This is a genomic window from Streptococcus infantis, from assembly GCF_047464615.1.
Taxonomy (GTDB): Bacteria; Bacillota; Bacilli; order Lactobacillales; family Streptococcaceae; genus Streptococcus; species Streptococcus infantis_Y.
Window position 1 is genome coordinate 1 of record NZ_JASHBO010000025.1, and the last position, 13,955, is coordinate 13,955.

The following is a 13,955-nucleotide window of genomic DNA, read 5'->3' on the forward strand; positions in this document are numbered from 1 at the left end:
GTGCTTGCTGATTGGCTTGCACTGGTTGACGCTGATTCAGATGCACTTGTGCTTGCTGATTGACTTGCGCTTGTTGAAGCACTTTGGCTTGCTGACGTGCTTGCTGATTGGCTCGCACTGGTCGATGCTGACTGGCTAGCTGATGTGCTTGCTGATTGGCTTGCACTGGTTGACGCTAACTGGCTAGCCGATGTACTTGCTGATTGACTTGCGCTTGTTGAAGCACTTTGGCTTGCTGACGTGCTTGCTGATTGACTTGCGCTTGTTGAAGCACTTTGGCTTGCTGACGTGCTTGCTGATTGGCTCGCACTGGTCGATGCTGACTGGCTAGCTGATGTGCTTGCTGATTGGCTTGCACTGGTTGACGCTGACTGGCTAGCCGATGTACTTGCTGATTGACTTGCGCTTGTTGAAGCACTTTGGCTTGCTGACGTGCTTGCTGATTGGCTCGCACTGGTCGATGCGGACTGGCTAGCTGATGTGCTTGCTGATTGGCTCGCACTGGTCGATGCGGACTGGCTAGCTGATGTGCTTGCTGATTGGCTCGCACTTGTTGATGCTGACTGGCTAGCCGATGTACTTGCTGATTGACTTGCGCTTGTTGAAGCACTTTGGCTTGCTGACGTGCTTGCTGATTGGCTTGCACTGGTTGACGCTGACTGGCTAGCCGACGTGCTGGCTGATTGGCTCGCACTGGTTGACGCTGATTCAGATGCCGATGTGCTTGCTGATTGGCTTGCACTGGTTGATGCTGACTGGCTAGCCGACGTGCTGGCTGATTGGCTCGCACTGGTTGACGCTGATTCAGATGCACTTGTGCTGGCTGATTGACTTGCGCTTGTTGAAGCACTTTGGCTTGCTGACGTGCTGGCTGATTGGCTCGCACTGGTTGACGCTGATTCAGATGCACTTGTGCTGGCTGATTGGCTTGCACTGGTTGACGCTGATTCAGATGCACTTGTGCTGGCTGATTGGCTCGCACTGGTTGATGCTGACTGGCTAGCCGACGTGCTGGCTGATTGGCTCGCACTGGTCGATGCTGACTGGCTTGCTGATGTGCTTGCTGATTGACTTGCGCTTGTTGAAGCTGACTGGCTTGCTGACGTGCTGGCTGATTGACTTGCGCTTGTTGAAGCACTTTGGCTTGCTGACGTGCTGGCTGATTGGCTCGCACTGGTTGACGCTGATTCAGATGCCGATGTGCTTGCGGATTGGCTCGCACTTGTCGATGCTGACTGACTAGCTGATGTGCTTGCTGATTGGCTCGCACTGGTTGACGCTGACTGGCTAGCTGATGTGCTTGCTGATTGGCTCGCACTTGTCGACGCCGACTGGCTAGCTGAGGTGCTTGCTGATTGACTTGCGCTTGTTGAAGCACTTTGGCTTGCAGACGTGCTTGCTGATTGGCTCGCACTTGTCGATGCTGACTGACTAGCTGATGTGCTTGCTGATTGACTTGCGCTTGTTGAAGCACTTTGGCTTGCAGACGTGCTTGCTGATTGGCTTGCACTGGTTGACGCTGACTGGCTAGCTGATGTGCTTGCTGATTGGCTCGCACTTGTTGACGCTGATTCAGAGGCCGATGTGCTTGCTGATTGGCTTGCACTGGTTGACGCTGATGTACTGGCACTAGTCATTGCACTCACTGATGCGCTTGTTGACGCTGACACTGATGCACTGGTTGAAGCTGACTCAGAACGATATTTCTTGTCTGAAACAGTTTCATCTTGACTATAAACCGTTGGTGCATATGGTTGATTACCAGATGTTACTTTAGCGTTATCTTTATAATAAACCGTTGCAACACCGCTGTCACTTACATCGATGCTAGAAATACGATCACGACCGTTCGGAGTCACTTTATCATGAGCTTTTCTGATTTCTTCGCGAACTTTGTCCTTATCAGATTCTGATAAATGATTTTTATCCTTGACTTCAGTCAAGTCAATCGCAGGTTTTTTAAACAAATTCTGCAACTGATCTTGTTGAATACTAATTTCTCCTACAGCAACACTGTTTCCACTAGGATCTGTAGCAATTAGCCAACGTCCCCAGTGATTCCCTGAGCTCCACGCAAGATCTTTATTGGCAACCGCATTAATTGTGAAGGTGGTTTGGTCATCATTGGTCAAGGTATTGATAATATTTGTGATAGGACCAGTTCCCCACTCAGGTCTGTTTTCGAAGAAGTCCGTCAAGTCTGTTCTATTACCAGAGACCTTCAGTGTGACTAATTTACCACTATTATCTTTACCTGTATAAGTAATCTGGATCTTGTCCCCAGCATAGAACAGATAACGACCATTGCTATCTTTCTTAGGCTCTTGACCATTTACTGTTACAGTATAGGTAATTGTTGGTTTCACACGTTCAGGAGTAATCGTTGCAGTCGTTGTAGACGAACTCAAGGTTTCAGTTCCACCACTTGGAAGTGTTACTGTTTTTTCTTGCTTAGCTGTCACATCTCTAGTCGGAAGGAGACCATTGTTGCCATCGTAAGCTTTTTGTAGTTCTGCAGGTTCAAAGGTAACACTTGATTCGTTATCTTTAGCTGTCTTGGTAAATGTATGACCTGCTAATGTGAGCGTAACAACTGCTCCAGGTGTGACATTGGTCACAACAATTGAACGATTTGGCAAACCACCCGTTTCGTTGGTAGAATTAACTGAGATAACTGGCGCTTGTGGGTTTACCTTAATAGTCACATCTACTGTTCTACTATTAGCAGCTCCACTATAGGAACCTTGCGGAAGAGTGACTGTAACTTTTTTCGTATAAACCCCAGGGTTTGCCAGCATAGCGTCATCAGGAGCCTGGACCCAACTAAATGTTGTTCCTGTTGGGAAGGATACACTTGTATTCGAATTTTTAAGCGCCTCTCCTGGATTTTTAATAATCTCTGCTAATGGAGCCTTATTTCCCACAGTTGTAACATACTCCTGTTTAGCTACAGGATCAACAACTGTATAATCAAAGCTTGTCTGACTTGTCAAGGCTGGATTGCTTGTTGAAACATCCCCAAAACGTCCTTTTGGATAAGTGGCAATTAGCGTATAGGTTGTATGGTGACTGACAGGTTCCAGATTCACAACCTCTTTAGTCGTATACCATACTTCACCAAAAGTCGGGGTTCCAACAGCAGTTGTTTGCTCAGCCCCTGTGTTATTTAACTTATATTTATAAGACCATTTGGTTCCTGTTGGAAGTTCATTAACATTGGTATACAAATAAGAATCTCTACCAATATTATTAGCCCAATTTCCTCCATCAACTTTACTAAGGTTAGCTTCTTTCGTTCCTTTAAAGGCATAGAACTTACCTGTCACACCATTGTAAGTTTTAGCTTCTACTTTTGGATAAACAGTATATTTATAAGCAATATTTTTAGATACACCTTTAGAATCGGTAACCGTCAAAGTAGCTGTTTTATCACCAGGTGTTGATAAATCTAGAGTTCCTTGTTTCCAAACCACACTTGTATTTGAAGGTAATTCTGTGCCATCAGCTGAGCGAATAAAGTCACGAGCTGTCAAAGCCGCAGGATTCTCTCCAGCAACTGCGTAAAATGGTGTTTCTGTTCTTGTTTTATAATTTTGCTCTAGTGTAGGGGTAACTGTTCTTGTTGTTCCATCTTTATAGGTAATCAACACATCCCCATTACTCTGTTGAGTATAGGTTTTGATTCGATGTTTAGCCTGTGGATATGCCTTTTCAACCGCAGTTTTGATAGTCTTTTTATCTGTATCAGTTAAATTACTGATATCTCGAACTGTTATCGGAGGAATCGTCATTTCACCCAATCTATCTTTCAACTGCCCCTGTTTCAAAACAAAGGTGGTTCCGTCTGATCGGAGATTTGAAAAATCATCTGCAGTTATAGAGCGTGTAATTTTATTTCCAGGAGCATAGCTCAAGTCAGAATCAATAGTACCTGTAACGGTTGTCACAGCTGGTTGGTTAGCAGTAGCCGTAGTCTTAGCTGTGACTTTATTGATAACCGTTGTTCCCCATGTATCATTATGGAAAAGATTGTTAATTGCAGGAGTTCCTGGGTCTCCACCACGAACTTCTGTATTTTTGACAACGCCACTGTTATCTTTGAATTTAGCGGTAAACTTTAATGAATCTCCAGAGTAGAACGTGTATTCAGGAGTACCATTATTCATTGTTTTAGGAGTAGCTGACCATGTGTTATCGTCATTCTCTACTTCGACTACCGTATCAACAACTTGTGGCTTTTCTGTTTCAGGTGTAATAGCAACTGTACTTACATCTGATTCCAAAGTTTCATTCGCATTCGTTACAGGATTATTAAATACCTTACTTTGTTTAACAGTTACGTTTCCTGTTGGGAGCAAACCATTACTATCTGCGACTTCGGCTGGAGTGAAAGACAAGCTCGTTACATTAGCACCAGCTGTCTTAGTAAGAGTCTTACCACCAATCGTCAAGGTCACCGTCGCGCCTGGAACAACATCTGTAACGGTGATTCCTTTATTTGGCAGACCACCTGTATTTGTCAATTGATCAGATGAAACTTGCGGTGGGTTCGGTCTGACTTTAATGGCTACAGGAACATTTGTAGCATTCCTTGGTTGAGTTGTTGAACCTTGCGGTAAAGTAACTTCAACTTCTTTCTTAAAGATACCTGGAGTTGTAGCATCTGGTGTTGATACCCAATTATAATCTGTACCAGTCGGAATTGCTACACTAGTATCAGAATTTTTAATTGCATTACCCGGATTTGAAATAATGTCATTTAGAGGCGTTGTATTGCCGACTGTTGTAACATATTCTTGCTTAGCAACTGGATCAACAACTGTATAATCAAACGTCACTGTACTTGTTAACGCAGGATTTGAAGTTGTTACATCACCAAGTCGCCCTTTTGGATAAGTTGCTTTTACAGTATAGGTTGTACGGTGTGTTGTAGCTGAATCAGCCGTTGTATGCCAGACAGTACTAAAGGCTGGAGAGACATCTTGTTTGCTTAAAGTTGCTGACTGATTATTGTTCAGACGATACTCATAAGAAAATGTCGCCCCTGAAGGAAGAGAATCGTTATTGAGATAAAGATTTGAAAATCCACCAATATTATTAGCGTATTTCCCAGCAACAGTTACATCACTACCTGGAACTGCTTTAAAGGCATAAAATTGACCAGTAACTCCATTATTGGTTTTGGTTTCAATCTTTTGGTAAACTGTGTAATTATATGTTAAATCCGTAGTAGTTTTATCTGGGTGAGTTACCGTTAAAATTGCTGTTCGACTACCTACTGCCATCGTAGGAGCTTGTCCGTTTTTCCAAGCAAATGTGGTCCCTTGAGGTAAACTAGAAGCTCCACCAACTGGACGTACAAGACTACTTAGATTTATATCAGACACAGACTCACTACTTACCGCGTAGAATGTATCAGTCACCTTTTCAACACCATATTTTAGTTTTGAATCGACTGTATCCTGAGTACCATCTCGATAAGTAATGGTTACAACGCCATTATTGGCCACACTTAAGGAACCTTCTTCAGTCCCTTTTTTATAGTCAGTTGAGCCTACACCTGATCCTGTACCTGAAAGAAGACTAGCATTGGCTGTTTTAAAATTAGCCAACACTTGCTCTTTTTCCGTTGGACTTAAATTTGTTTTATCATTAACTGTAACAGTGTCACCACTCACAGGATTTTGTCGCTCATTGAACCCTTTGATATTGACAGTCATACGTGCTGTAGTTGTTTGATTGTCACTATCTGTTACAACATATTCAAGAATGTGCGCGCCAGTAGCAAACGGCTTCCATGTTCCATTGTCTCGACCAATCGTACCTCCCATATTTACCGTATAAAGCTTTGGATAATAGAGAAGCGCACCCCATTGATTATACACACCAAAATCACCAAGGACTCCCTGTTTACTCTTTGGATAATTAGGAGCATTCAAGCCTGTAATAATTGTATTATTAGGTCCTGCAGCTAATGTTTTCAACCCCCTATCATCACTCATCGACAAGTTGATTGTGGAAATAGAATCGTCATTATAATAGGTGACATCTGCAGGGAAACTAATGGTAGGTGGTTTAGATGCTGCACGGTTATAACCTGCTTCACCAGTCGTAACGGTTGAGCTCATTGAGCTACTATAATTTCCTGAAGTGTTGGCGCTTGTAAACGGTTGACTGCTTGTTGCCACTTGAGCATTCAAAGTAGCTTCATTAGAACGATTGTTTACCGTCGCATACACCAATATAGTCGCTTCAAGGTTTCTATTTAAGTCATGTCGTTTATTGAATACATATTCATTGCCAGATCCACCACGTTTCTCCATCTCTTCCCCATTGAAGAGAACACGAGTGATGGTTGTGTTTCTATCCACTTGCGCGATCAGACCTGCATAATTAAGCGGTCTCTGCGAGTGCATTTTGATTGTCCAGACAACCTCACGATTGGAACTTGAATAACTACCTTGGCTAAGTTGAGCTGTGGTGTGATTGTTTACCGCAATCGGAGAAATCCCTCGGAGATTTTCTCCCGTTGCCATTGGTTGTCCATTACGGCTATCACGTTGCCCAGAGGTTACACGTGAAACCGCATTGGCGATAGAGTTGCGAGCTGAAGTAGCTGTCTTGACAACTGTTCCTAGATCAGCATTTGGATCCTTGAGAGCAGACTCAATCTCAGTTATAGCAGATTTTATCTTAAGAATGGCTGAGCTTGTATCTGGAAGGTCCACAGCTTTAGCCAGGTATTCTCCCATTTCTGCTGAAAGAGTTGCCAGTTTCTTACGGTCTTCTGCTTGCTTTTTAGCGCTTGTTTCTGCTGTCGTTGTCGCAGCAAGAGTCGCTGTTGTGGTTACTGTCAGACTCGCATTTTGACTTGTAACGTTTTCTGCAGTTAAAAGAGAACTAGAAAGATCAGGATTGACCTTAATATCGCTAGCCTTAACTGTGGCTCTGGATGTTCCGTCATTACTGATAGCATCTTCGCTAGGAGCCGTCTGTGAACCTTCTACATGCGAAACCTCAGAGCGAGAACTGCTTGCAACAGTCGAAGCACTATCTGATGTTGAGGCAGAATCACTCAATGAAGCCGAGATACTAGCTGAAGTTGAAGATGAAACACTGGCACTAGTGCTAGCTGATGTTGAGGCACTTACGGACTCGGATGCACTTGTTGAGGCCGAAATAGAGGCACTTGTAGAAGCAGAGATTGAGACACTCTCACTAACAGAGGTAGATGTTGAAACAGAAGTTTGTTGCTCATCATCTTTATTGACCGTTCCCAAAACAACCTGATCAGAATTCACTAGATTGTCAGTACCATCCACGACTTTCTCTACAGCCAGCTGTTCATTGGCATGGACTTGCGTATGAGTGGCAACTCCACCACCAACAACGGCCCCCGCGGCAACTATCCCCTTGAGGACATCTATCCCAGTTAAAGAAGTTGAGACACGATCTTCCACAACTTCAGTTGTCACCTGAGCAGTATCAACACCACCACGAAGAACCTTGAACAAACCAAAAAGAGAGGTAGATGCTCGAAGCCAGTGTTTCCCTGACTTGATCAATTTATACCTCGTTACTCGGTCTGTTTCTCTATATCGTCCTTCCTGACGTCTAAAAAACATGTTTTTTCTCCTTGAGTTCATTTTTTATAAAAAACTAAATACCAAAACATCCTTAAGATACACAGCCATGTTACATGGATATTTTCTCTTTTTTCACCCTGACAAGCAATGGTGTAGTCTTAAAAAATTTTTGATATAGAGCTCAATCTATAACGCTTTATTATAGCACACTATAGGCTTCTTTGTCCAAAGATTAAGTTGAAAATAGATTAACAAAAACGCCTTGAACTTTTTGTAGATTTTCCCTGATTGTAAGATTCTTTTTTGTCCAATAATCATCTGTTTACCTTTAAAAAATCAAATATTATTGTAAAAAATCAGTAGGATGAAATAAAATATAAACAAATTGACCAGAAAGAAGAGTCAGATCAATTTCTAAAAATATTTTAAAATCCGTAGCGTACTATTCTAGGTTCAATCTACTATATGTCGAATCATTGATCCATCAAAAAAAGCCGCCTGATTGGGCGACTTAATTTTTTATAGGGAGATTATTATGAAAAAGTTTTAGGAGTTAAAGTTAAGTTCTTCTTAACTTATGAAATAAGTATACAGCTCCTATCTTAAAGTTTCCTTAAGTATTTTTAACTGTAAGATTTTTCCATTTTTCTCGCCAATTTTTCTTGGATAAACGCTTTTGATAGAGCTTCATTCGGTCTTGATTTTCTAAGAAATGTGGAGTTGGAGCAACCTGAAAGTTCAAAATATCCTCCAAACCATAAGGCGCAAAGAGCTCTAAAGTTGTATCAGCTTGCAAGCGAAGTCCTACTGCCGTACAACGTTCAGGATACTTACTCATGGCATCGCAGGAATTTCTATACGGTTCCGTATGGGGACTATGCTGATGCATATAGACTTGATTTTTCAGCTCCCATTGATACTGGGGAAAGTCCTCCCTCAACTTGTTCTCTATAGCCAGTGTTTCTTCGTAACTCACATCTGGGTCAAAGAAAATCACATCCACATCCGTTTCACGGTCAAAGGATGGCTTATCTGACAAGAGATTCCAGATAAAATTTCGGACTGAACCAGCCGCCAACCAGGAATCTTTCAACTCCAAGTCACGGATGATAGTCAGAATAGCCATCATGTCAGGATTTTCTCTAAAAGAGTCTAAGATTTCAGTCTTATTTTTCAATATATTCATACCCCAAATGTTCATATGCCTTAGCTGTCGCGACTCGACCTGAACGAGTTCGCATGATAAATCCTTTCTGGATCAGATAAGGTTCGTACATATCCTCTACCGTCTCACGCTCTTCAGCGATATTAACAGAAAGTGTTCCTAGACCGACAGGACCTCCACCGTACATCTCAATCATGGTGCGGAGAATTTTCTGGTCCACATAGTCCAAGCCCTCATGGTCTACATCCAGCATAGTAAGAGCCTTATCCGTAATGACATCATCAATCAAGCCATCGCCCATAATCTGAGCAAAGTCACGCACGCGCTTGAGGAGACGATTGGCAATACGAGGAGTTCCACGACTACGCAGGGCTAACTCAGACGCTGCCTCATGAGTGATTTCCATCTCAAAAATATCTGCCGTCCGCTCGACAATCTCTGTCAAATCATCATGGGCATAATACTCCATATGCCCAGTAATCCCAAAACGTGCCCGTAGAGGATTGGAAAGCATACCAGCCCGAGTCGTCGCACCAATCAAGGTAAACGGTGGCAAGTCTAGATGGACACTACGGCTAGCTTCTCCTGCACCAATCATGATGTCAATGTAGAAGTCTTCCATGGCACTGTATAGCACCTCTTCTACGGACATGGGCAAGCGATGAATCTCGTCAATAAAAAGAACATCTCCTGGCTCCAAGTCATTCAAAATTGCTACCAAATCACCGGCTTTTTCGATAACAGGACCAGACGTCTGCTTGAGATTGACTCCCAATTCATTGGCAATGACAAAAGCCATGGTTGTTTTCCCGAGACCTGGAGGGCCAAATAAAAGAACATGATCCAGCGCCTCATCACGCATTTTTGCTGCCTCGATAAAGATTTGAAGCTGATCCTTGACCTTGTCTTGACCGATATATTCACGTAAATATTGGGGACGGAGGGTACGTTCTACCAACTCCTCATCACCCATGATTTCATTATCTAAAATTCTACTCATGTTCCTATTATAGCAAAAATCCAGCCTACAAACAAAAAAGCCACCGAATTTGGTGGCTCCCGAGTTTAGATATAATATTCTACGGCACTTCCACACCGCCTGCTAGAGGTGGTGAGATAGCCCATGATGGATACAATACTTAAAACTATCATCGGACCAATTGTGGTCGGTGTCGTTCTTCGATTAGTCGATAAATGGTTAAACAAGAACAAATAGTGTCAAAAAAGACCCCAAGCTTATTTGGTCGTGAGCTTGGGGTCTTTTCTAGCCTATGATATAGACACAATACTTAATTCCCTTTTATTATCCCACAGTTCGCGAATTTTGTCAAAGTTTTACTCCCTTGTCCAATAAGACTTTCAACATTAAGAGAACCTTAGGAATTATCAAAGAAAACAAAAGATTACATCACTATCAATGAACATGGGCGCTCATCAACTCAAATTAGTCAAACCAACATTTTAATCCACGAAATGAAACGACAGACTTACACATGATGTACCACTTCCTCACATTATTTCACGAGTTCCAACCGAGCAGTTCGGCCAGGCACTAGGTCATACAAAAGTCTATATGACCGATCGTTATAACCAAGTTGAGGACGAACTTGCTGAAGTGACAACAGACCTATTTCTTAGTCATATTCGCTAAAAAGTCCCCGCCAATTCCCCGATCAAAATCCGAAAACTACCGAAATTTATTGGAAAATGATGTTTAGGAAACTCCCGAAAAGCTTGAAATAAAGCAAAAAAACTCCACCTGATTGGGTGGAGTTAAGGGAGATTATTATGAAAAAGAAAAGTTTAGGATTTTATTAAATAAAGTTAGGAGGTCTTTATTTAATAATTACATGATACAAGAAAAGTCTTAAAGTTAACTTAAGATTTTCTAGTTTTTACTTTTGTTCAAAAATAATAAATACTAATTAAAAATTGCTAAAAGCAAACAAGAAAAAAGCCACCGAATTGGGTGACTTTATTAGGAGATTATTATGAAAAAAAAGTTTTAGGATTTCTATTAAATAAAGTTAGGAGGTCTTTATTTAATAACTAAATGATACAAGACAAGACTTAAAGTTAGCTTAAGATTTTGAACTTTTTTTATTGTCTTTTTGTAGTAAGGTAACATAGTCACTCTTGGTATGAAATAAATGGGAGAGAAAAACAGTCTTTTGTGTCTGATCAATAAAGTAAAGCAAAACGTATTGATCTATAATTTTTCCTCGTGTAGGATACTTACTATTAATCCTTACACCGATTTTCACATCAGCATCAAAACCAGCCTCAGGAAAGACTTCTAAACTTTTTAAACCATCTAAAATTTTTGTCACAGTATTTTTAGCAGATTGAGGGGATAAAAGTACCGTAGCTATATAGTCGTGTATATTGTCGATAGCTTGTTCAACTTCTTTTGAAAGGATCACTTTATAAGCCATAGCGTGCCCTCACATTGTCTAGAGAAGCTCCTTCGCCTGCCTCATATTCTCTCAAGGAACGTTCAGATTGGGCTTGTAATTCAGCAATTAACTGCTCTCTATGCAAATCTTCGGCCGTCTTAATAGGTAAATCTTGCTCTAGAACTATTTGCTCTACAAATAAAGAAATAGCATCTGTCATTGTCATGCCCTTTTCCTTGATAATATTTCGAGCTTGTTCCATAGTAGCTTCATTCAGTTTAAAATTGTATTGTTTCGACAAGTTTATAGCCATGATATATCTCCAATCTATACGTTATAGATTGATTATATACTAGATATAGATTTTCATCAAGAAAAAGTGTTTTTTCCATAATCTTACTTCCTCACGAAATACTATATTGTTACACGAGATTTCCTCGACAATCTTCTTTTTGAAAAATTTAATTGTTTCATATTTAGATACCTTTTGATAAAACCACGATAAATCAGATACTTTTTATCAGGATCTCAAGTAGGTCATTAAAAAGTTTAATAACACCAATTTTAAAGGCATCAAGTTTCTAAACAATAGAAGATACGGCAATCTTTGTATTATATGGATATCCGCGTTATCCTTGACACGAACTTTTACTTTTGTTCAAAACAACGAATACCAATGAAATATCGCTGAAAGTCACATAACAAAAAAGCCACCAAATTGGGTGACTTCATTAGGGAGATTATTATGAAAAAAAGTTTAGGATTTCTATTAAATAAAGTTAGGAGGTATTCATTTAATAAGTATATGATATAAGACAAGACTTAAAATTAGCTTAAGAGAAAAAAATTATTGTAATTTTTTGCGATTCACCCAAATCATGCCCGTACACTGGAAACTAGATAAGGTTTCAAACCCCAGAGAACGATAGAATCCCAGAGTCTTTTCAGACTCTTCTGTCGCTAGTTGTACTTGGTAGGCATCCTTATAATCAGCTAGAGCCTGCTTCATCAAGGTGCCGCCAATTCCTTGACGCTGATAAGTAGGCAAGACGATCAAATCCTGGACAAAAACCGAAGAAAAACCGTCTCCAATCAAGCGAACTAGACCAACGATTTTCTCACCATCACGCGCTAGATAAATGACCAGTGAATGAGTCAGAGCCTGGGCCAACATTTGGGGCTGATTGGTATAATTTGTCCAACCAACTGCCTGGTAGAGATGCAAAACGTCATCAAGTGAAACAGATGTTTCTTTTGTAAGCTTAATCATAGCAAACCTTTCTAACATTCTCTAAGGGATTTCAACTGTTGCCCATTTTCATCAAAATTATCTGGACTCAACCACGATTCAAAACGAGCTTTAACCTTTGGCCAGTCCTTATCAATCATAGACATCCAATCCGTATCCCTAGTACGCCCTTTATAAATAACAGCTTGACGGAAAGTGCCTTCGTAAATAAAACCCAAACGTTCTGCCGCTTTTCTAGAAGGTAGATTTAGCGCATCACATTTCCACTCATAACGGCGATAGTTAAGCTCTTCAAAGACATAACGAGCTAGCAAATAGTGGGCTTCTGTTCCCATCCTTGTCTGCTTGAGAGCCGGAGAAAAGGTCACTGCGCCAACTTCAATGGTGCGATTGGCTTGGTCAATACGCATGAGAGAAAAAGCCCCCAGCGCCTTTCCAGTTACTTTATCGATAATCGCATAATAGAAGCGATCCTTGCGCTCAATCATCTGCTTTAAAGCAACAATTAATTCTTCAAGATTTTCTACTGGTGGTTGAAAGAGATAGGTCCACATCTCTCGAGGTGATTCTGGACCATAAACAGCCAGCAAATCCTCCGCATGCTTTTCCACTGACAGAGCTTCGATAATCGTATACTGTCCCTCTATCCGTACAAGCGATGGTAAAACTCCAGGTGTATCGTCTACAGGTTCACCAATCATCTGACCATATTCATTTACTGGCATAGCTTTCTCCTTGTCTCACACTTATAAGTTTAAAGATGTGAATAGTATATCACATATCGCAGGAAATCTACAAAAATCCTCCAGTTTATGGAGGATTGATCAAATATGAAAACGAGTGAGTTAATGCCCCTTGTGCTTCTCTCTACGTTTTTGCTGTTTGCGTTCGAATTTCTCTTGTTTGAGCAATTGCTTTTGAACACTAGATTGATGTTTTGAAATCTTTTTCCTCTCCTCATACTGCAACTGCAATAGTTCTTTCGACTTGGAAGAAACTTTTTGATTTACTTGTTTCCTCACCATTCGTTGTAATCGTTTAGGATTCTTGATTTTTACATGTTGCTTAACTGTAGTTTCTGGACTAAAAGATAATCGAGTAAACTGAGTCTGTAAAATCTCTAGAATTTCATCATCTTTTGGCTCCTGACCAAATGTCACACGACAAACTTGATAAGTTTCTCGATACACTTGTTCAAACAAACCATGCCAAAATCCATCTTCAAAATAAACTGTCAATCCAATTGAAATTGTTTCCACGACAGCACCTCCTTAAATCTATCCCTAAGAATGGACAACCAAGGAGGAAGGTTACTGATAGGCTTGCCTACGTCTGGACTACCAACCAGAACTGTGTTTTTATCTTAGTTGAGATAATTATAGCATAATCCAATTTAAAAATCCTCCAAAGCTTAGCTCTGAAGGATTCATTTATTAGACTTCCTGCGAAACTAAAATCCTAGTTCACGGTTGATAATGCCAGCAATCAAATTCATTCGTAATCCGAAGCGTTTACGTCGATTTCGATAGGTTGTTGAAAATATTTTAAACGTTTTTACT

9 protein-coding genes and 2 pseudogenes are annotated in these 13,955 nt (G+C 40.9%); 2 read left to right on the forward strand and 9 right to left on the reverse strand.

The features are described from left to right. From QM450_RS10080 to ruvB, 3 genes are all read right to left on the reverse strand, one after another. Positions 1-7,625 (reverse strand): accessory Sec-dependent serine-rich glycoprotein adhesin (locus QM450_RS10080; RefSeq protein WP_414320512.1); only part of this gene is annotated, 7,625 nt, incomplete at its 3' end. A gap of 574 nt (positions 7,626-8,199) precedes the next feature. After that, positions 8,200-8,772, reverse strand: coding sequence for a nucleotidyltransferase family protein (locus QM450_RS10085; RefSeq protein ID WP_049548416.1), 573 nt, complete (start codon positions 8,770-8,772; stop codon positions 8,200-8,202). Beyond that, on the reverse strand, positions 8,753-9,751 hold the full coding sequence (gene ruvB, locus QM450_RS10090; protein WP_414269530.1) for a Holliday junction branch migration DNA helicase RuvB: 999 nt from the start codon (positions 9,749-9,751) through the stop codon (positions 8,753-8,755). The genes QM450_RS10085 and ruvB overlap by 20 nt, the downstream gene beginning before the upstream one ends. Positions 9,752-9,874: 123 nt before the next feature. On the opposite strand from ruvB, the gene QM450_RS10095 reads away from it, so the two are divergent. Together QM450_RS10095 and QM450_RS10100 are read left to right on the forward strand one after the other, a co-directional pair. Then, a complete protein-coding gene (locus tag QM450_RS10095) occupies positions 9,875-9,967 on the forward strand; it encodes a type I toxin-antitoxin system Fst family toxin (RefSeq protein ID WP_094753251.1) in 93 nt (30 codons plus the stop codon). A 148-nt stretch (positions 9,968-10,115) separates the two neighbouring features. Then, a pseudogene (locus QM450_RS10100) lies at positions 10,116-10,402 on the forward strand (site-specific integrase); the annotation flags it as partial. A gap of 430 nt (positions 10,403-10,832) precedes the next feature. Here the strand turns inward: QM450_RS10100 and QM450_RS10105 are convergent. From QM450_RS10105 to QM450_RS10130, 6 genes and pseudogenes are all read right to left on the reverse strand, one after another. Continuing rightward, positions 10,833-11,186, reverse strand: coding sequence for a type II toxin-antitoxin system RelE/ParE family toxin (locus QM450_RS10105; RefSeq protein ID WP_414320513.1), 354 nt, complete (start codon positions 11,184-11,186; stop codon positions 10,833-10,835). Then, the gene (locus tag QM450_RS10110) at positions 11,176-11,460 is read right to left on the reverse strand and encodes a type II toxin-antitoxin system RelB/DinJ family antitoxin (protein WP_281335665.1); all 285 of its coding nucleotides are present in this window, start codon (positions 11,458-11,460) and stop codon (positions 11,176-11,178) included. The genes QM450_RS10105 and QM450_RS10110 overlap by 11 nt, the downstream gene beginning before the upstream one ends. 534 nt (positions 11,461-11,994) lie before the next feature. After that, positions 11,995-12,417 carry a GNAT family N-acetyltransferase gene (locus QM450_RS10115; RefSeq protein ID WP_414320514.1) on the reverse strand — a complete coding sequence of 141 codons (423 nt, stop codon included), beginning with the start codon at positions 12,415-12,417 and terminating at the stop codon, positions 11,995-11,997. An 11-nt stretch (positions 12,418-12,428) separates the two neighbouring features. Next, positions 12,429-13,121 (reverse strand): GNAT family N-acetyltransferase, encoded by a 693-nt coding sequence (locus QM450_RS10120; RefSeq protein ID WP_414320515.1) that lies wholly within the window; start codon positions 13,119-13,121, stop codon positions 12,429-12,431. Between the two features lie 120 nt (positions 13,122-13,241). Further along, positions 13,242-13,655 carry a YjdF family protein gene (locus QM450_RS10125; protein WP_414320516.1) on the reverse strand — a complete coding sequence of 138 codons (414 nt, stop codon included), beginning with the start codon at positions 13,653-13,655 and terminating at the stop codon, positions 13,242-13,244. Positions 13,656-13,846: 191 nt separating this feature from the next. Further along, positions 13,847-13,955, reverse strand: a pseudogene (locus QM450_RS10130) (IS5/IS1182 family transposase); the annotation flags it as partial.

Coding starts and splice junctions, on each gene's coding strand:
- QM450_RS10085 (WP_049548416.1), bottom strand. CDS start 8,772: ATGAATATATTGAAAAATAAGACTGAAATCTTAGACTCTTTTAGAGAA.
- ruvB (WP_414269530.1), bottom strand. CDS start 9,751: ATGAGTAGAATTTTAGATAATGAAATCATGGGTGATGAGGAGTTGGTA.
- QM450_RS10095 (WP_094753251.1), top strand. CDS start 9,875: ATGATGGATACAATACTTAAAACTATCATCGGACCAATTGTGGTCGGT.
- QM450_RS10105 (WP_414320513.1), bottom strand. CDS start 11,186: ATGGCTTATAAAGTGATCCTTTCAAAAGAAGTTGAACAAGCTATCGAC.
- QM450_RS10110 (WP_281335665.1), bottom strand. CDS start 11,460: ATGGCTATAAACTTGTCGAAACAATACAATTTTAAACTGAATGAAGCT.
- QM450_RS10115 (WP_414320514.1), bottom strand. CDS start 12,417: ATGATTAAGCTTACAAAAGAAACATCTGTTTCACTTGATGACGTTTTG.
- QM450_RS10120 (WP_414320515.1), bottom strand. CDS start 13,121: ATGCCAGTAAATGAATATGGTCAGATGATTGGTGAACCTGTAGACGAT.